The 20,384-nt window shown below is 42.5% G+C and carries 11 protein-coding genes; all 11 read right to left on the bottom strand.

Annotation, left to right across the window (positions count from 1 at the left end):
• Window positions 1–34: 34 nt before the first annotated feature.
• The 11 genes from SNE25_RS12805 to SNE25_RS12755 all read right to left on the bottom strand — a co-directional run bounded on the left by SNE25_RS12805 (window position 35) and on the right by SNE25_RS12755 (window position 20,357).
• Window positions 35–1,060 (bottom strand): LacI family DNA-binding transcriptional regulator, encoded by a 1,026-nt coding sequence (locus SNE25_RS12805; RefSeq protein WP_321565495.1) that lies wholly within the window; start codon window positions 1,058–1,060, stop codon window positions 35–37.
• Between the two features lie 129 nt (window positions 1,061–1,189).
• Entirely contained in the window at window positions 1,190–2,425 is a 1,236-nt protein-coding gene (gene fucP / locus SNE25_RS12800) for an L-fucose:H+ symporter permease (RefSeq protein ID WP_321565494.1), read from the bottom strand.
• Window positions 2,426–2,525: 100 nt separating this feature from the next.
• Complete coding sequence (locus SNE25_RS12795; RefSeq protein ID WP_321565493.1) at window positions 2,526–5,489, bottom strand: discoidin domain-containing protein; 2,964 nt, start codon at window positions 5,487–5,489, stop codon at window positions 2,526–2,528.
• 13 nt (window positions 5,490–5,502) lie between these two features.
• Window positions 5,503–7,785 (bottom strand): GH92 family glycosyl hydrolase, encoded by a 2,283-nt coding sequence (locus SNE25_RS12790; RefSeq protein WP_321565492.1) that lies wholly within the window; start codon window positions 7,783–7,785, stop codon window positions 5,503–5,505.
• 92 nt (window positions 7,786–7,877) lie between these two features.
• A complete protein-coding gene (locus tag SNE25_RS12785) occupies window positions 7,878–8,540 on the bottom strand; it encodes an SGNH/GDSL hydrolase family protein (protein ID WP_321565491.1) in 663 nt (220 codons plus the stop codon).
• Window positions 8,541–8,636: 96 nt separating this feature from the next.
• Window positions 8,637–9,830, bottom strand: a complete 1,194-nt coding sequence (locus SNE25_RS12780; RefSeq protein WP_321565490.1) for a DUF4185 domain-containing protein — start codon at window positions 9,828–9,830, stop codon at window positions 8,637–8,639.
• A gap of 34 nt (window positions 9,831–9,864) precedes the next feature.
• Entirely contained in the window at window positions 9,865–11,031 is a 1,167-nt protein-coding gene (locus SNE25_RS12775) for a prolipoprotein diacylglyceryl transferase (protein ID WP_321565489.1), read from the bottom strand.
• Window positions 11,032–11,107: 76 nt separating this feature from the next.
• On the bottom strand, window positions 11,108–14,242 hold the full coding sequence (locus tag SNE25_RS12770; protein ID WP_321565488.1) for a SusC/RagA family TonB-linked outer membrane protein: 3,135 nt from the start codon (window positions 14,240–14,242) through the stop codon (window positions 11,108–11,110).
• A 35-nt stretch (window positions 14,243–14,277) separates the two neighbouring features.
• On the bottom strand, window positions 14,278–16,047 hold the full coding sequence (locus SNE25_RS12765; protein ID WP_321565487.1) for a RagB/SusD family nutrient uptake outer membrane protein: 1,770 nt from the start codon (window positions 16,045–16,047) through the stop codon (window positions 14,278–14,280).
• Window positions 16,048–16,072: 25 nt separating this feature from the next.
• Window positions 16,073–19,141 (bottom strand): SusC/RagA family TonB-linked outer membrane protein, encoded by a 3,069-nt coding sequence (locus tag SNE25_RS12760; RefSeq protein WP_321565486.1) that lies wholly within the window; start codon window positions 19,139–19,141, stop codon window positions 16,073–16,075.
• Window positions 19,142–19,316: 175 nt separating this feature from the next.
• The gene (locus SNE25_RS12755) at window positions 19,317–20,357 is read right to left on the bottom strand and encodes a DUF4961 domain-containing protein (RefSeq protein ID WP_321565485.1); all 1,041 of its coding nucleotides are present in this window, start codon (window positions 20,355–20,357) and stop codon (window positions 19,317–19,319) included.
• Window positions 20,358–20,384: the final 27 nt, after the last annotated feature.

Here is a 20,384-nt window from a genome sequence, read left to right as displayed (position 1 = left end):
ATATGATTTATCCTGGTTTTGGCTACTCCATCATTTAAGCAGAGGCCTTAATCGAAGATTTCCGGATTTTCAAGTTGGTTTTCAAAATAACTCCCTTCAACTTGGTTGATGCTGAGTGGTAATCGAGTTTCTCCAGCAAAACACTAATTACATTATCGGCTATTTCATCAATTGGTTGAGCTATGGCTGTTACAGGAGGCGAATAAAGCTCAAACACTTCATAATCATCAAAAGAAATTATAGCAATATCAGTAGGCGTATTCTTGCCCATTTCCTGCATTATCTTTAGTCCGCAGGTACCAATGTGGTTGGTACCAAAAAGGATGGCATCAATGTTGGTATTTTGTATCATAAATTCACGCAACGGATTCATGATAAGTTCTTCTTTCTGATTAAATAATATCTCTTTAATCAACACCGGCAAGCCTGCGGCTTCAATGGCATTCTGATATCCTTTTACCCTATCAATCATTTGGGTTTGGTTTGAGGCGAAGGTAACAAATGCAACGTTTTTAAAACCCTGGTCTATCAGGTGCCTCGTAGCGTTATAAGTACTAAAAAGATTATCTATTTCAATAAAATCGGTATCTACATTGGGCAGGTGCCTGTCAAATAACACTACCGGCATGCCATCTTTGGTAAGTGATTCAATATCTTCCTCAATACCTTCGGGCGGAGATATAATGTAACCATCTACATGCCTGTCCCGAAACATGTCAATCAGTTCCTTAGTTTTTTGCGTATCATTATCAGTACTGCAATAAATGATCTTATAGCCGTTCTTATAAGCTCTTTCTTCAATTAAGCGTGCGATACTTGCAAAAAAGGGGTTGGAGATATCTTCTACCATTAATCCGATGGTATTTGATTTACCTGTACGTAAACTTTTGGCCAACGAATTTGGCTTATACCCTACTTCTTCAACATATTTCATTACTGTTTCTACCAGTTCGGCACTGATGCGTTTTTCCTGGGCACGGCCATTTAAAATGAATGATATAGTAGTTTTTGATACATTTAAAGCATTCGCGATATCAACAATAGATAATTTCTTCTTCATCCCCGTTTATATTATGGTTTATTATAAGGCAATATAGTTGATTGTATTTATAACACATTAAGTTAATCGATTTATTTTATTGGTAAATCGATTAACCTAAATTGTTTTCGGAAAAATAGTCGTCATTTTTTATGCTGATCTTTTATTTAGTCGGGGGTAGCTAAAACCAAAACTAAATATAACAAGGTAACATATTATGGGCAAATAATAAGATGTGGCCACATTGTAATTGGCGATAAGGCCCATAGCCAGCGGAAATAACCCGCCACCTACAACACCCATCACAATGAATGAGGAAGCCTGTTGCGTTTTGGCCCCCATATCTTTTAAGCCGAGGCTAAAAATTGTAGGGAACATAATACTGAAAAAGAAGTTTATAAACAGCAATGCTATAAACGACGGCCAGCCGAAGCCCTGCGCCACAATAATACACATCACAATGTTACAGGCTGCGAAAATAGAGAGCAGTTTATAAGGCTTGATATAGCGCATCAAAGCTGTGCCCGCAAACCTTCCTATCATCATCATTACCATACTGAACGAAAAGTAATAGCCAGCGTGTTCATCTGTTAAATGCATGATTTCGCGGCCATAATTTATAAAAAAAGCCCAGGTACCGCCCTGCGCACCTACATTAAACAACTGCGCAATGGCGGCAAAAACAAAATGTTTGTGCTTAAATAAGCTCTTATCTGCGTCCTCCGCACCGGCCACAGCGTATGAATCATTGGCTACAACATGCGGATCCGTAAGCTTGGGTACTTTTACAAATGAAAATAACAGCGCCACCCCGGCCACTACAAAACCTATGATAATATACAAATGCTTTACTGATACCAAATCATTAGAATGTTCCTGACCGGCTTTTAAAACAAAGTAGCTGCCCACTGCCGGACCAATAATACCGCCTACCCCATTAAAGGCCTGCGCAAAATTAATTCGTTGGTCGCTGGTCCGCTGATCGCCCAATGATGCTACAAACGGGTGTGCTACGGTTTCAAGCGTGGCCATTCCACATGCCAGTATAAATAAAGCTATCCTGAAAAACGTGAACGACTCGGCATCGGCGGCAGGTATGAACAGGAAAGCGCCAATAGCATAAAAGACTAACCCCATTAAAACGCCGGCCTTGTAACCAAACTTTTTCATAAACAAGCCGGCTGGAATTCCCATAAAAAAGTAAGCCCCGAATATGGACAACTGCACATAGGCCGACCGTGATTTTGAAATATGCAGTACGTTTTGAAAATGTTTATTCAGTGTGTCGCCCAATGTCATTGATATCCCCCACATTAAAAACAAGAAGGTTACAAATATTAATACAAGAAGATACTTGCGTTCGGTAAATTGGGGTTTGGTACTCATAAAGCAGGTTTAATATATTTTCAGTTGGTGGCCGTAAAATAATTGAAATGTTTGAAACACACAGCAGTAAATCGATTTATTTTTTGATCATTATCCAGCTTTATTCTGCCTTTATAGGATCGTTGTAGGGTTGAACCAGCAATACTGCGCTGTCATTACCTGATACATCGGCATCAAATTCAATTTTGATATTTTTTGATTCGCCCCTCATGAGTGAAAAGTAGTTATCGTTCATTATAGCAGGCAGTATTTGCTCGCCATTACTTTTCCTTACCGCCTGCGCACGTATTGCAAAAGCAACTGCCGGCGATGAAGCAGGGTTTATGATGGTGGCATTGATATAATATTTACCATCGGCCTTAGTTACCTTTGAAGATACTTTCAGGTTTACTTTTGGCAAACTGTTTAGCGCGGTAAAATCGGTGCGCTTGTTGCCGCGCCAGTAAAAGTTGTCGGATATCAACCTACCGGTTTTATCTGTGAGCTTTAGTTTTATAAAATGAACATCGCTTAACCCATTACTATGGGGCTCACCGCCGTACACTTCAAAATCCCAAAGCGAATAGCCCCAGCCCGAGCCGCGGTGAATACCCTGCATCTTTACATACCTGGCTTTGGTTTCGTCAAAAGTGAGTTGCTGTACACCTGTGTGGCCGTCTTCGGTATCGTAAACATCGCGCCACTGTTTGGCATCATTTGATACCTGTATCCTGAATGCTTTCCCGTAGGCTTCTTCCCAGTTGAGTTTTACCCCGTTCACTATTTGTTCGCTGCCCAGATCCACATAAATCCACTCGTTATCGTTTTGCCTGCTGGCCCAACGGCTGCCACTGTTACCATCGGTAGCCAAAGTAGCCTCCATATTCTCTGAAGATGATGCCACCGTTGGCTTATTCAGCGCTAAATTGCTATGCTCTTCTTTAAAATTAATGGTAAAACAGTTTACAGCGGCGTTGGCAATGGCGTCTATTTGTTTGGTTTGATGATAACCAGGTACTGGTTTACCGTTGCTGTTATAAACTTCCGCATCGGCCATTAACTCGTTCACATTGCTACCGGTGGTATTGATTACTTTAACCGAATTGTTTACCGGGTTCCATTGAATGTGCAACGGTTCGCAGGCTTTTTTAGCTCCCCAATAAGCACCGGTGAGGTCATAGTAATAATCATAGGTTTGCCATACCAGTGACGGGTAGGCCGATTGGCTCATCCAGGTCATGATACCCGAGGCATCTTCCCACATGTTATCTTCCCAACCCTCGTACATAGCCTTATTAGTCTCTATGTTGAGCAGCTGCGCCTTGCGGCAATAATCCTGTATGCCTGTTGCTGTGCCGTATCGTTTGTTTATCCCTTCATCATACCTATCGGGACCAGCATTACCTGCCGACGGACCAAAAAAATGCAGGTTCCACATTTCATTGCGGGGCCATTGTTTGTCTTTAGGGATAAACTTTTTAAAACTATCGTAATTGGTAAATACCGCTGTGCCTATCTCACTGCGCAGCCCCCAGCCTGGCGTACCGCCAAACCCGTTTGGGAACCGGCTGAAGTACCAGCGTGGGTCGAAGTTTGTCCACGGACCGCTGCCGGTTAAGCTGCCGGCGTGTGAGTTAGGCTGATAACGCCTGTCGCCGCCATCATAGTTGCTGATATCTTCTGCCAGCCACCCGTTAAGCGGAGGCATGGGCGTGCCTTCATTATCCCCGCACCAAATGGCTATAGCAGGATGGTTGCGGAAACGCTTTATTTTTTCTATCGCGTTAACATTAAAGTTATTGACATCGTTGGGCAGGTTTGGAATAGAGTTAAGCCAGAAATCGTCCCATATCATCATACCGTACTTATCACAGGCATCGTAAAATTCGTCATCCGTGGTCGACCCTATCCAGTTGCGTACAATATTGAAATTCATTTCTTTATGCAACCTCAGTTTGGTATCGTACTCGTTACCTCGGCAGCGCAGCATATATTCGGCCATGCCCCAGTTACCGCCTTTTAAAAAGATGCGGGTGCCGTTCACAAACACATGCAACACGTTGCCAACAGTATCATAACTGTATTTCTTGATACCGAATTTGATGGTCTGGCTGTCTGAAACCTCATCGCCTAATTTAAGGCTTAGCTTGCAGGTGTATAAATTAGGTTCGCCATATCCGTTTGGCCACCATAGTTTAGGGCTATTGATAGCCAAGGCTTCAAATCTTTTCTTATCAAGCCTTACCTCAGCAGTGCTGTTCCCTCCTACAAATACTTTTTGCGAAAATTCAATGTTTCCCGGTTGGATAACGCCACTTAAAACACCTGTTTGAAACTTAGAGGTACTATTTTTCACGCCAACTGAAATTGATACATCGGCCCTTGCATTGGTTGGCAAATCGGTACGGATCCAGGGATCCTGCAGGGTAATGCTGCCTGTATTGCTCAGGTAAACGTTATCTGTTATGCCGGAGTTTAACCCAGGTACATAAGGCATCCAATCCCAGCTGGCGGCAGGTATATAGGTAGGACTTTCATAGTTCACCAGCGGATTGTGCGGGCAATATACCAACACTGCTAAAACGTTTGAGCTGCTTTTGCTAACTAAACCCGTGACGTCAAAATTACCGCGTTGCATAAAGCCATTAAGTGTACCTATTTGCTTGCCATTAAGAAAGATATCAGCCTTACGGTTAATACCTTTAAAGTTGAGCCATATTTTTTCTTTGGTATAGCTGGCCGGGATATTAAATTCTGTACGATACCAAAAGTTGCGATCGTATTTAGCTTTATCAACTTTGTAGATATTGTCACCAAAATTGGGGTCCTTTTCCAGTCCGGCTACTACGTACGCATTAAAAACCGTACCGGGCACTATGCCTTTAACCCAGTTGCTGACATTATAACCGGATTTATAAGTATTGACACTATCGGCGCCCACTTCGGCCTGGGCTTTTACTTTCCAATTGGTTTGGGGGTTAGCATTATTCAGGTAAACAATATTCTGTGCCGATGCCTTACTGCAGGCAGCAACACAGATCATTAAAACTGTTCTTTTTAAAACAGACGAAAAATTTAAAGGCATTATAGGATAAGGTTTAGTTTGATATATTTTTTGAGAGCGAAAAAGGTTTGTCATCGGCAGCGAGGCCGCGGGTAAGATTGGGTTTATCACCCATCTCAAAGTGCAGAATACCACCGGCCATAATATCGCTGTGCTTGATAAAATTGTGGGTATATGGTTTGCCATTTAACGTTGCCGATTGAATGTATACATTTTGTTTGCTGTTGTTATTGGCTTCAATGATAAACTTTCTGCCATTCTCTAAAGTGATGGTCATTTTCTTAAATGCCGGACTGCCTATCACATATTCATCGGTACCGGGACAAACACTGTAAATACCCGCAGCGCTCAGCACATACCAGGACGACATCTGACCCTCATCCTCGTCACCGGGATAGCCGTTTTCACCGGCGTTATACATCTTATCCATTACCTCGCGCAGGTGCTGCTGGGCTTTCCAGGGCTGACCGGCATAGTTGTACATATATAGCAGGTGATGAATAGGCTCATTACCCTGGGCATACTGACCCATTTTAAAAGCTGCCATTTCGGTCATCTCATGAATTACCTGCCCATAACCGCCAACTTTTATAGTACCCGGCTCGGTGAAAACAGAGTCTATCTTATTGGTAAAGTTTTTATCGCCTCCCATTAGGTTTATTAGGCCCTGTACATCCTGAAATACCGACCAGGTCCAGTGCCAGGCATTGCCCTCGGTATAAGGTCCGCCCCAGTCCATCGGGTCAAAGGGTTCTATCCAGTTGCCTTTAGCATCCTTTGCGCGCATAAAGCGAGTTTTGGGATCGAACAGGTTTTTATAGTTATACATTTGCCTGCCAAAAACATTTTCATAGTAGGCGTTGCCGGTTTGCTTAGCTAATTGATAGCCACAGAAATCATCATAGGCAAATTCCAGCGTCCATGCAGTTGAGCCCAAAGTTTGGGGCGAATAAGGTACATAACCATCGGCAAAATATTCTTTCCAACCCGGGCGACCATTAGCGCTGCCCCAGGGACCTTTATTGGTAGCCTCATGATAATATGCCGCCAGTGCCCGTTTAGGATCAAACGTACGGATTCCCTTAACCCAGGCATCTGTTAGCAGTGAAATAGCGTGGTTACCCAGCATCCCCCCCGTTTCTGCCGGGAACGACCAGGCAGGCAGCCAGCCGCATTGTTGCTGTGCATCTAACAGCGCCTGCACATACTGTCCCTGCATTTTGGGGTGTATGATAGTATTAAGTGGAAACTGAGCGCGGAAGGTATCCCAGAAACCATTATCGGTATACATAAAGCCATCATGCACCTTACCGTCATAAGGGCTGTAGTAATAAGGCTTGCCATCTTTACCATACTCAAAAAACTGGTGCGAAAACAAGTTGGCGTGGTACATGCAGCTATAAAAAGTAGCTTTTTGATCTTCTGTAGCGCCTTCAATTTTCATGCGGCCCAGCAGCGTGTTCCAAACCTGATCGGCAGCTTTGCGGGTATCATCAAAGCCGCGATATTTGCCCAGTTCGTTTTGTAAGGTGGTTTCGGCCTGTTCCGGGCTGATGTAGCTTGACGCCACTTTAACCTGCACCGTTTCGCCGTCTTTAAACTTTAGGTACGCACCTATGCCGTCCCCCTCGCCGATTAAACTTTTGGGCGATAGCTGGTCCTTTTTATTATCCCATATACCATAATCAGCAAAAGCTTTATCAAAGGTGATCACAAAATAGTTTTTAAAACCTTGCGGCGCCCAGCGACAATTGTTTACCCACCCGATAATTTTACGCTCTTGCGGAATGATCTTCACCATACTCATTTTGGTGTAACCATCTAATACCAAATAGGAGCCTTGTTTTTTTGGAAAGTTAAACCGCAAATGTGCGCCGCGCTCGGTGGGGGTCATTTCGGTGGTGATATGGTTATCCAGTTTTACCTTATAATAACTGGGTTGCGCTATTTCGTTCTCGTGCTTAAAGGCCGCGGCACGGGCATTTTCATTAACCACGAGCTTGCCGGTAACGGGCATAAACGAAAATACAGCATAATCATTTACCCACGAACTGCATTGATGCGATTGCTGAAAACCCCGGATAGTATGCTCAAAGTATTGATATTTCCAGCCATCGCCGTTTTTGCCGGTTTGGGCAGTCCAGGTATTCATGCCAAATGGCAATGCTGTGGCCGGGTAGGTATTGCCATAGCTAAACTCGTATTTGGTATTGGTACCCTGCCGGGTATTTACATATTTAACCAGGTTTTCGTCCTGCGCAAAAAGGCAGTTTACCCATAAAAGCGTAGCAACGCAAGTAAATAACCGTGTTTTCATTTAGTGTTATAATGTGGTTTACGCCTATAATTGACAAAGGCATTGATATACAAATATAAATAATAAATCGATTTAGCTTATAAAACCTTATTTTATTTAAATAAGGTTTTATAAAATAGGTCGGCCACAAATTTATTACCCTCATCATTTAGATGTACACCATCTTTGGTTAAAATGCCTTCGCTTTTATTTGAAGAGTTATTTTTAACGTTATAGTCGTGACATAAAGTCCTGAAGTCTACCAGATCGCAGTTGTGCTGTTTAGCCAGGTCACGAATGATGTTGGAGTATTTGTTGAGGTCGCCATCCAATTCGTTACTATAATCGGTTTTCTCACCCACACTGGCCGGTGTACAGATTATTACTTTGATATTTTTTGCCTGCATTTTTTTAATCAACGCGCTGTAAAAACGACCAAACTTATCCCAATCGGTACCGGTACCAAACAGGCGTTTGTGCCATACATCGTTCACCCCTACCCATACCACCACCACATCTGGGTTTTTAGTTAAAACATCGTCCTCATAGCGCAGGTACAGATCATAAATTTTGTTACCGCCAATACCAGCGCCAACAACCTCATAATCCTTATCTTTTTGTTCGGCTTTAAGACGTTGCTGTATCAGGGTGATAAAACCATTTGGCTGTACTGCAAATTCAGTAATTGAATCGCCAAAAAACACCACTTTAACGAGCTTTTTAGTTTGAAAACTGCATAGCATGATCATGCTTGCAAACAATAGAAATTTTCTCATAATTTTCAGATTGCTAAATTGATTTAGCTAATGTATAATTTTTAACAATAAATATCAAGTTGAGCGGTATATTTTCCATTTATCTTTATACGCTAACTACTTGCTACTAATTTTCATCCGTATAAACCTCGGTCTGTATAGGTTGGGATTCTTACCCAGATCTTTAATAAACTCGACCGAATTAATATTATAGCTAATGAGCAGTTCGCCGGGGGCAGATAAGCTGGGATGTGCTTTGGCGTTATAAACCACGTAAGTTTTTTCCTCCAGATCGGGTTGGCAATCCCATACCTTTATTACCGGTCCAAACGGACCATAAGGAGTAGCGCCTATGCGCATACCTACATTGGCAGACATACCTCCTACCTGAAAAATCAGGGCATAGCGGCCATCGGGCAGGGCAGTAAGACTTAACTCGTTCGATACGCTGTTGGTAACATCAGCTATCTTGTTCATATCTTTTACCCAGTTTTGTCCGTCGTAAAATGTCCAGTTGGCAAAGTTTTCAAAATCTTTTGGCAATACACGGGCTACCATCAAATTTTTTGCCATGCCGCGCACACCGTATACATAAATGTAGCCATCGGGCTTAACTGCGCCCGCTTTTTTGGTATTTACATAGATACCTGCGCCAAAAGAACCGATATCGCCGTTTTTATCAGTGAGATAAAACGGCGTATCCATCTGCTTTACGTCACGATAGGGAGGTTGCGCTCCCACAGGAATTTTTATAAGGGTATTGCCAACTTCCTTAAAACCAAATGCGCCGGTACTTACGTTGCGTACACGATAGCCAAAAATGTAGATGGCATTATTCATTTCCTGGTTTACAAAACCATCTCCCAACCAATAATAGTCGCTGCTATCGGTTTGAGCTGTGTGCGGGATAAAAACGGTTTCGGGCTGGCTTTTTTTATCGGTATCCCAATAAAACTTCATTTGTGCATCGGCAGGTTGATTACCTGTAAGCCACGCCACCGAGTTATGCAGCATTTTGTAGCCCGGCGCCATTTTGCCGTTTTCTATTTTACCAATCATGCTATCGCTGAAGATAAACAGGATTTTATCATTGGCTTTAGCCTGTTTGTTTTCTACACCGTTGAGGGGTATGGTGTAAATACCATCGCCGCCAAACCAGCCTTGGTCGCGCTTTAATAAAGCATTCCAATCCGGCGCTGCCTCAACGGTAAATTTAAGATCGGTAAGGTTTACCGCTGTTGAAGCACTTTGTGCCGCAAGTTTTAAAACAGTAACACCAAGCGCTATACAGATAGCTACAATTTTTTTCATGTTTATGGTTAAATCAATAATCGGTCAAACAAATTTAAGCTACGGTGTGCAGTGTTCCCAATTTATTCTTTTGTTTAATAGCCAGTAAAATAAAGCCAGCTACTCCGCCCAGCAGCATTAATAAACCAATGAAACCTGCTTGGGTAAACTGCATACCCAAAATGTTGTACCGCGGGTTAATCCTGATCTGTTCAATCAAAAAGCGTTCGCCGCCGTTAAGTACCAGGTATAAAAAAAACATCACACCCGGGGTAGTGATCTTTTTGCGAAACAACCACATCAGGGTAAAAAACAGTATGCAGATAGCAGCCTCATAAAACGGCGTTGGGTAAACCCCTTTGCTCAATTGGTGGCAATAATTACCAATGCAGCCCGGTATTGGAATACCTGCGTCAATGGCGTTATGCGGGTATTTGAAAGACCACATCCACGCGGGTATCCCCCCAGGCTTTGCATTATTGTTCACTATTCCCCAATCGCCATCACCAGCAAGCTGGCAGCCAATGCGGCCGATACCATAAGCCAGCATCATACCGGGCGAGCCGATATCGGCCAATGTAATCAGTTTCATCCCTTTTTTTTGACCAATGTACAGGTAAGTGAGCGCGCCAAAAATGAGGCCGCCGTAAAAAGAAAAACCGTTTGATGAAAATAAAACGCTGACAGGCTGATAGAAAAACTCCTGCAGATACTCCACAGTATTAAATAATTTAGCCCCAATAAACCCAAAAAAAGCCAGCATAAATACCAGATAGGTACACAGCTGATAAGGATGTACCAGCTTTTGTTGAATAATAGGTTGCGGCAATTTATCTTTTTTTCTGTCGATATAGATCCAGGCTACAAATATGGCGGCGCAGATAATTCCGCAAAGCCAACTACCATTACCCGAAAATATAAATGTCATTGGAGAGGAGGCAAATACCTTATACTCAATTATTGCCCCTATTGCTTTAAACCCTAATAAAAACCCAAGCAGGCCATTTACGATTAGCTCTGGCCATGAAGCTGTGGTTCCTATAAGTTCTTCCTCTGTAAATGCTGAAATAAGACCGTCTTCTTCCTTTCGTTTAAACTCGGCCCTGAACACATAATATGGAAATAAGAAAGCAAGGGCAACAAAAAAACCAAAGGTTTGAATGGGAACAGGTATATGAATATGAAACAGATACTCAAAAAGGCTCGACAAAGTTGGAAACATACCCTAATCTATAAAAAAGTATTTCGGGTCAGGTATCTGCAAAAATCCCCCACCCGAAATACCTTAGATAAAATTACTAAAATCCCAATTGTAAACCTACGTTAACCACACGCTGGTTAATGTAAGCATCGCCGGCTGTATTGCTGGTAATTTCGGGATCCTGCTGATATTTATTGTAGTTGTTCCAGGTGAATAAATTATAAGCGCTCAAATAAACACGCGCGTTATTTAAGTGCAGCGGCAACATTTTAGACGGGAACTGGTAACCTATATCAACAGTTTTTAAACGCACATACCGTGCATTGATCAGCCAATAGTCTGATGGGAAAAAGGTAGGACTGTTAACAGATGACCCTGAGGTTGTTAAGCGCGGAAACTGCGCGTTATTTGCGTTAGCCGGTGTCCAGGCCTGTTCATGAATTGGCTGAAACTGGCTTTGAAATGGTTCAATACCGGTACCGGTCACTATAAAGCTATAATTAAATGATCCCTGGAACAACACGCTTATGCTAAAGCCCTTATAACTTGCCTGCAAATTTAACCCCAATGTTGTATTTGGAAGGTTTGGATTACCAATGGCCGTTTGGTCAAATATATTTATAAAACCATCACCATTTAAATCCTGATATTTCAGGTCGCCGGGTTGTATGACCTCGTTATTATCTGGCACCGCTACTGCTTTATTACCAGCATTGCTGCCGTGAGCATTTTTGTAAGCATTAATTGCTGCTACATCGGCAGCGGTGTAATAGCCTAAACTGTGGTAGCCAAAAGGCTGATTAATAGGCTGCCCTGTTCTGGCCAGCCACGGGTATGCCGGCGCAGCCTCGCTTTTGAATAAGACCTTATTTTTGGCGTAGGAGAAAACCAGGTTGGTGCCAAACTGTACATTTCCAATATTACTGTGATAGCCAATCTGTCCGTCAAAACCCTGATTTCGGGTTTTACCCAAATTTATTGCCGGCAGGTCAACACCCAATATTTCCGGGATATTATTTGGTGTGATCAGCTGGTCATAACGGATGTTATGAAAGTAGTCTACAGTTAGCGAAAGACTGTTGTCTTTCAGCATGTTTATATCAAGGCCAATATCAGCTTCCCGTTGTTTTTCCCAAACTACACTGGCATTTGGCAAGGCGCCTTCGTAATAGGTATCTATTGGCGTTAACGATGATCCGAAATTGTAACCGCCTCCTTTTATATAATCCTGAGCGAATATATACTTGTTACCCGGCGCCACATCAGAACCTACTAAACCGAATGAACCGCGCAGTTTAAATAAGCCGAATATAGGGAATGCATCATGAAAAAATTTCTCTTTGGTCATGTTGTACCCTATACCCACGGCCGGGAACCACCCATACCGGTGATTAGCAGCAAACCTGTCAGTTCCATTATAAGCTGCGTTAATATCTATTAAGTATTTACCCGCATATTCATAACTTCCCTTAACCGATATCCCCCTGAACTTTGAAGGAACCCCCACCAGTTTAGGATCTAAAAACGCATTGGCATCAAAAGTTTGAGATGATTGCGTTAATAAAACGAGACCCGAAACGTGATTTTTGCTACCAAATGAGCGGTCATAATTTGCAAATAACTGCGTGTTTACGTTGGTTGTATAAATATCAATATTACCGGAGTAATACTGGTTTGGAAAAACGTAACCACCCTTAGGATTTTTTGTATATGTGTTTGCGAGCGGATCATAATGGTAAGACGGGATATCATCATAATTACCTGTGCCCCTTGTAAATTGTTCGGTACTTGCGTATGCTACCCTGCCTGTTAATGATAAACCTTCGGTAATCGCATCAAGCTTTTGAGTAATGTTAAACAATACGTTATAATCTGTTCTTTTTGAATTTTGATAACCGCCGGTTGCAATACGCGCGTTTAATGTTGGCAATTGGCTGGTGTTATATTTAGAATAAGCATAGGCATAGCTTCCGTCGGGGTTGAGGAAAGGAGCTGTAAAAGGTGTTTCCTTTGTAAAATCATAAATCTCTGACAGGGCGCTTGCCGCGCTTTCATTCGGCGAGTTGATATTGGAGAAACGGGTGGTAACATCTAAACGCATGCTCAATGTTTTATTGGCTTTCAAATCAAGGTTTGAGCGAAAATTGTAGCGTTTGAAATTGTAGTTATTATCTACCTGCCCCCTGGGATCTGGGAAATCACGGACTAAACCGTTCTGATCCAACGCGCCGCCGGAGATAAAATATTTAAGCTGATCGGTACCGCCTGATATATCAAGGTTGGTATTTACCTGATATGTGTACTTAGAGAATATTTTGTTGTACCAGTCAACATTCGGATGGCCGTAAGGATCACTTCCGTTTTTAAATAACTCAAGATCCTGGGGTGTAAAGTCCTGTGCCAACCCATCATTGGCCTGGGCCTGGTTAATCAATAATGCAGAGTGGTATGAGTCAAGAAAACGAGGCGTTTTAGTGGGCGACTGTAAGCCGCCTTCGGTACGTAAATTCACCTGCGGCTTTCCGGCTTTACCCCTGCGGGTGGTTACCACCAATACACCGTTTGCACCTTTGATACCATAAATAGCGGTAGTTGAGGCATCTTTTAATATGGAAATGGTTTCAATTTCGTTAACATTTATTTGTTGAAGCTGGTCATAGGTGTACTCAATATCATCTACAATTATAAGTGGTTTATTACCATCGGAATTTAGCGAGCTTACGCCCCTGATAAAAAAGTCAGAAGCATCCTTACCTGGCTGCCCCGAGCCTTGTTGCGAGAAAAAGCCAGGTAATTTACCACTGAGCGCATTTTGAACGTTGGCAGTAGGAACCGTCCGGATATCGGCAGCCGAAACCGAGCTTACAGCACCTGTACTTGTTATACGCGTTGTTTTGCCATAACCGATTACCACAATTTCATCCAAACCCTGGCTGTTTGATGTGAGCGTTATATCAATATTATCAGTTTTGCCGCCAACAATATATTCAATGGTTGAGTAGCCCACAAACTTTACTATAAGTATATTTGATGTACCTTTTAACACCAACCTGAATTTACCTTTACTGTCTGTAATGGCACCATTGCCGGCTACTCCCTTTTCCGCTACTGTAGCTCCAGGCAAAATACCGCCGTTGTCTCTTACTATACCTGTTACAATTTTGCTTTGCCCATATGATAAAACCGGCAGCATGGTAATGGTAACAAGAAAGAAAAGTATTATTTTTCTCATAACTGTTTGTTTAATTAGTTAAAGTGATAGGTTTATTACCAACCCGGATTTTGTTTCATATTTGGATTTTTAGCCACTTCGTTATAAGGAATCGGGTATAAATACTGCTTTTTTGTAAAGGCGGTACTTAAAACCGTGATAGGGTTAAAGGTTAAAGTGGGGCCTATCTTAACTATGGAAACCCCGGTACGCGGCTGGTTCATTACCCCTTCGGCAATCTTCCAGCGCCTGATATCAAAAAAGCGGTGCTCTTCAAACGCAAACTCAATGCGCCATTCGTTTTGTATTACCGCCCGCATTTCTTCTTTCGTCATGTTTGGCTTTAAACCATAGTTACCAGAAGCTCCAGGGTCAATACCGGCCCTTGCCCTTATATCGGTTAATTGCTTATACACATCAGCTTGCGGCGAACCTTCCACCTCGTTCCTTGCTTCGGCAAAGCTCAAAAGTATTTCGGCGTACCTTAACACCACCCAATCTGTTGAGTGGGTTACCAACGTTGCGCTCTTTTCTGACAAGCCCATAAACTTGCGCATGTAATATCCCGTATGGGTTTGCTGCAGATTGGCATTGGGTTTACTCTGGCCGCCCTCATATGTTTGTACTGTGGTATTTAACCAGGGGGAACCGTTATAAAAAATATTCGCGGTAAGGCGCGGGTCGCGGGCGGGAGTAGTAAATGTGGCATACGGATCTGATGGGTTATAACCTGAGGCCGGATCAGTAATAGGCAGGCCATTTTGCATAGGAAAGGAGTTAACCAACTCTTGTGTAGGGCTGGTATTTCCCGTACCACCAACTGCAAAACCCACCGGGCCATTGGTTCCTTCAACATCTGTACTGATAGAGTTGGGGCGTATCCAAATCCTTTCGCTGTTGTTTTGAGTTAAAAATATGTCCTTATAATCGACATCTAATTTATAAGTGCCAAGGTTAATCACATCCAGCGCGGCAGTTGCGGCCTGTGCCCAGCGGTCGGCCTGAAAATCGGTATAACCGGTAAGTGGGTTTGCCGGATCGATATTACCACCATTAAACAACGGACTGGCCGCGTATAATAGTGCACGCGCCTTGAGAGCCATAGCAGCACCTTTAGTTGGCCGGTAGTTATCAGCGTCTGGCGTAACCAGCGGGTAGGTTAACAGGCTATCCTTTATAGCGTTACATTCACTAACAATGTATTTAATGCAATCGGCAAATGAACTGCGGGGTAAGGATACGTTATCATTCAAGGTAAATACCTTATCGCCCAGCAATGGCACGCCGCCATAGCGTTTTACGAGTTCAAAATAAAAATAGGCCCGTAAAAACCGGGCTTCACTTTGCCATACGTACCTGGTTGGTACCCCGGTTGGCGATTGCCCTTTTACCGGCACCACGCCTATTTTGGTAATAAATTCATTAGCCGCACGGATACCGGCCCAATAAGAAGACGGCGTACCGCTGTTGGATGGGATTCCCGTGGCATTCGATTCCTCCCAGAAATTCTCATTTGCCGGGAAACTCAGTGAATTAACACCGTTGGTTGAAATCAATGTAACCGGAATAGTGCCTGATTTTGATGATACCGCGTCGTCAGAAGCCGCGTCGAGATAATCACCACTCACCCTGTTATGGCCGTTTTTTACGATAGCATAAATCTGGTACAGATAACCCTGAGCCGAAGTCCCGGCCGAATCTAACGGGTTAAAAACATAGTAACTGGTAACCTTATCAACAGGAAATTGTTCAGATTTTTTGCACCCGCAGATCAGTGCGATAAATGCAATCATTATTAGTAATATCTTGCTTATATGATTTTTCATTTTTTTCATCTTTAATAATTACCAATTAGAGTTTAATACTAATACCGGCATTAAGCACACGTTGAATAGGATAGTTATAAGGTGTTACCTCAGGGTCAAGTCCCTTAAAGCCGGCTACGGTAAACAGGTTTTCACCATTAACAAACACCCTTAAGCCCGACAAGCGCAGTCGTTTTGTAACGGCATGAGGTATAGTGTAACCTATCTCGGCATTTTTTAAACGCAGGTAATCACCCGATTTAAGCCAGAAGGTAGAAAACTGGGAATTGTTATTAAATGCACTTTGCGCCAATCTTGGTAAAGTAGCGGTATTGGCGGTTTCCGGTGTCCAGCGGCCGGTTGCGTTTTCAAACACCTGGTTGGTCGAGGTAAATAAACCATCAATTCCAAAATGATCAACCGCTGGGTTCTGGCTATTAATCTGTCTGTTTTTTACACCTTGAAAAATAACGGAGAGGCTAAAGCCCTTATAATTAAATCCGAAATTGAGGCCGTAAAAAATAAGCGGTTTGGTACCTCCTATGGTTGACTGATCAAACTGGTCTATTACTCCATCATTGTTAAGGTCTTTATACTTGATATCGCCTGGTTGTGGAGTATAGCCAGCAATATGCGCGCTTGTGGTTGCATCCTGTAGTGTTTGATAAAAACCAAGCGCTGTATAACCATAAAAAGTTCCGTTTGCCGGTAAACCCGTACGCCTGTTCCAGGGGTAAGGAGTTGCCAGTTCATCCATGAAAAGTATTTTGGATTTCTGCAGGTTAATATTACCGGTAACAAAGTAGTTGAAGTTATTAACGTTGTTTTTATAGGTTACAGCAAGTTCACCACCCTGGTAAAGTGTTTTCCGGATATTTTCAAGGGTATAAGGTATCCCTAAAAGTGCAATGGTATTGCCGCGGTTACCTAACTGGTTAAAATACTTATCATGATAATAATCGGCAGTTATCATCACATGATTTTTTAGCAGGGCTATGTCTGTTCCAAAATCAATTTTATCAGCGCTCTCCCAGGTTATAAGCGGATTGGCCAAAGTATTATCAAAATAATAGTATTTTGTAGTATAGTTGGTCCCTACCGGGAAAAATCTGCCCTGCGCCGCTGCATTGGTCCCGTAGGTTTGCAGGTACGTGTAATACAACTGGGCTTGTGAACCAATATTACCGTTGCCTGTTCTTGCATAAGTGCCACGCCATTTCCATGAATTTATCCACGAAATATTGTCTTTAATAAATCCTTCATTCCCCATTTGCCATCCGGCACCCGCAGCGTAAAAAGTTCCATATTGCCTGCCAGGCGCATAGCGGTTATCACCACTTCTGTTTACAGCTGCCTCCAGGAAATATTTACCATCATAATTGTAAGCCGCCTTAAACGCTAAATTGTTAACCACTTCGGCAAGGTCATAATTGGTTACTAATGACTTGGTATCGTAAAGCACGGTACCGCTTATGTTGCTTTTACCAAATTGCCTGTCGTAATTTAAAGAGAGCTGACCGTATGATTGCCTTGAGGTATAAACCGTAGCGAAACTATTGTTTTGAGCCAAAGCGCCGCCGAATACGCTGTAACTGCTATCTGCATTAAAGCTATAAACAGCATTTGTTAAGCTGCGGTTTAATGCTGATATAGATTGATAAGATAAGTTACCCTTTAATTTGGCTGTTAAACCTTTGGTTACACTGCTCAGATCATAGTTAATATCCAGGTTGGCCAGTATATCGTCGGCTTTATTTTGTGTATAACCAGAGTATTCTGTTTTAGAAAGCAAGTTATTGGTATAAACAGTATTACCTCCAAAAGAACCGTTAGGATTGCGTACAGGATAGGCAAAGTTGGGTGTATTGTACAGATCTGATAAAATGTTGGTGTAACTGGCACCCGGCTCATTGGTGGTTTGAATTCTGCCGAACAACTGCAGATCAACATTTAAGTTCTTAGTAACCTGTACACCAACATCTGAGTTGATAATGTAGCGGCTCAAATCGGTATTAGTATTGTAAGGAACCTCGTCGGCCGTTTTAAAAATACCACCCTGGTTAAAGTAACCAAGCGATACCGAATAACGCGCCACATTTGTACCGCCGTTTACATTAAGCTTATAGGTGCTCATCGGCGAGTAATCATTCAAAATAGTTTTAAACCAATTTACATCAGGATGCCTGTACGGATCGGTATGATTTTTAAAGGCAGCAAAATCAGCATCGTTATATAAAGCTACTTTACCATCAGATAATAGGTTTTCGTTTAGCAGGAAGGCATACTGATAGGCTGGTAATGGCTTTGGTAAACCTAATGATTGTTGTACACCTGTAGCAGCAGTAAAAGTAATGCGCGGCTTACCAACTTCGCCACTTTTGGTGGTAACCAATACAACCGGCTTTGAGCTGTTAATACCTAATAAAATGGTAGACAATCCATCTTTTAATACAGATATCGATTCAATACTTTCCGGATCGAGAGAAGAAATTTCACGTTGTACTCCATCAATTACAGTGATAGGCGACTGTCCCCTTACTGTTATGTTAAATTCAGAGTTATCGGAGCTTGTGTTATTATTTGACGTTTCGTTTACCAGCGTTTTACCAATAACAGCTGCCGATGACAGGGGGGTTAAATTAAAAGAAGTAAAGCCGCTAACCTGCTGGGTATACAAACCAGGTAACTGACCCGGCAAAGCGTATACATATAACGACGCCGGTGTAGTGGTTAACTGATTGGTATAAATTGTTGATATGGAACCTAACACATTGGTCCTATCGGCAGTGCCATACAAAACATCAAGCCGTTTTGGCATTTTAAGATATGATTCATCGAGCTTTACAACGAGGCTTTTACCGGCTGTAACGCGTACCTCGTTCACCAGGTGATCTGGATAGGTAAAAACAAGTACCGAGCCTGCTGGTGCATTCACCTCGAACCTGCCTCCTGCTTCAGATTTAAAAATATCGGTTTTGCCTTTAACCATTATGGTTGCCCCTTTTAAAGGCTGGCTATATTCGTCGAGTACCACGCCTCTAATCCAACCAGGATGTACAGGACCTTTAACCGCGGTTGTATCCTGGGCAGCCACACGGTTAATTTTTGCCGCCATCAGCAGCAATAAAATGATTCCCGTTAGGCATTTCTTTGAGTAGCAATAAAGCATAGAATCAGGTTTAATTTGTTAACAGAATAAACATAGTATGAGCAACTATATCAGTCTTCTCATTTAAAAGAAATAGATATAACAATCTGCATTTTAAATACTTATAAGTTTTTATCGATAGTTATGTACATTTAAACTTGTAAGTAAAAGGATCGGCAGTGTTGCCATATCCAACCTTTATATTACCGGCCTGATTGGTGATATAATAAGTCATGCTTACAATGGTTTGTGCATCAGTAACACCAAAAAATTTGCGGGGCCAAAAGGTAAGCTGGTACAAACCGCTGGTACTGCTTGTTTGGCTCAATTTTGTTTTATCCGTTTGTTCGCAAACAGATATCGTTTTGCCGTCGCTGGTAACTGCAGTTGCACACAGATACACGGCAGGCTGACCATTTAAAGCCGTTGTGATAACGGTATTGTTGTAGGTAAGTGTTATAAAATCGTTATCTAATGATTTTGGCGGATCAATGATTGTAAGCTGCGGGTTGCAAAAGTCAACCAGATCGCCGGTGCCGCCGGTTACCGAAAAACAATCGCCTATAAACTCGTTGTAATACACCGCATTAGGCCCGTATGGAGCCCCATCTGCCACACTCGGATCGTCTTTTAAACCATCAAGAGAGTTGGCCACCAGGTAAGCCATCTTAACAAGTGTTGGATTATCGTCGGCAGCAACTTTTAATTTTATATTGCAATGGCCAATTATTTTATCGCCATTTTGCCATTTAAGCGGTACATCTGTTTGCATAATAACCCATTCCACATCATCAATAAGGTTGCCTGCGGTTTGGAATTTGCTTTTTAGCGCGGCTGCCCAGGTTAAACCGCTTGTGTTGGCCGCGATAGCGCCTGCCGGGGTAAAAACCATTTTACCGTTACCCTTTGAACTGGTATAGGTGGCAGTCATATTATCTTTACCTTTCCAGCCCTTGGGCATCAGCACTGCTACCATAACATTGCCGTTTTTTACATCACTGTCGAAATAGTTGGTAGAAATATCAACAGCTACGTCGATATTGATAACATCGCCAACTACAGCGGTTGCCGGCTGGGTAACGCTGGTTATTTTGGTATGGCAAAAGGTAAACACAAGTGCCAGCAAAACAAGCGCGCCCGAACTCCACAAATATTTTCCTTTAATATGTAAACGTGTTCTCATTTATATGGGGTTTAATGTATTGGTCTG

Origin of the sequence: Mucilaginibacter sabulilitoris (genome assembly GCF_034262375.1) — a bacterium.
In the GTDB taxonomy this organism is placed as follows: Bacteria; Bacteroidota; Bacteroidia; order Sphingobacteriales; family Sphingobacteriaceae; genus Mucilaginibacter; species Mucilaginibacter sabulilitoris.
Note: the sequence above shows the minus strand (reverse complement) of the source record. Positions and strands in the feature narration are given on the sequence as shown.

Excerpts from the sequence above, each read along its gene's own strand:
- SNE25_RS12805 (WP_321565495.1), bottom strand. The coding sequence starts at position 1,060 with ATGAAGAAGAAATTATCTATTGTTGATATCGCGAATGCTTTAAATGTA.
- fucP (WP_321565494.1), bottom strand. The coding sequence starts at position 2,425 with ATGAGTACCAAACCCCAATTTACCGAACGCAAGTATCTTCTTGTATTA.
- SNE25_RS12795 (WP_321565493.1), bottom strand. The coding sequence starts at position 5,489 with ATGCCTTTAAATTTTTCGTCTGTTTTAAAAAGAACAGTTTTAATGATC.
- SNE25_RS12790 (WP_321565492.1), bottom strand. The coding sequence starts at position 7,785 with ATGAAAACACGGTTATTTACTTGCGTTGCTACGCTTTTATGGGTAAAC.
- SNE25_RS12785 (WP_321565491.1), bottom strand. The coding sequence starts at position 8,540 with ATGAGAAAATTTCTATTGTTTGCAAGCATGATCATGCTATGCAGTTTT.
- SNE25_RS12780 (WP_321565490.1), bottom strand. The coding sequence starts at position 9,830 with ATGAAAAAAATTGTAGCTATCTGTATAGCGCTTGGTGTTACTGTTTTA.
- SNE25_RS12775 (WP_321565489.1), bottom strand. The coding sequence starts at position 11,031 with ATGTTTCCAACTTTGTCGAGCCTTTTTGAGTATCTGTTTCATATTCAT.
- SNE25_RS12770 (WP_321565488.1), bottom strand. The coding sequence starts at position 14,242 with ATGAGAAAAATAATACTTTTCTTTCTTGTTACCATTACCATGCTGCCG.
- SNE25_RS12765 (WP_321565487.1), bottom strand. The coding sequence starts at position 16,047 with ATGAAAAATCATATAAGCAAGATATTACTAATAATGATTGCATTTATC.
- SNE25_RS12760 (WP_321565486.1), bottom strand. The coding sequence starts at position 19,141 with ATGGCGGCAAAAATTAACCGTGTGGCTGCCCAGGATACAACCGCGGTT.
- SNE25_RS12755 (WP_321565485.1), bottom strand. The coding sequence starts at position 20,357 with ATGAGAACACGTTTACATATTAAAGGAAAATATTTGTGGAGTTCGGGC.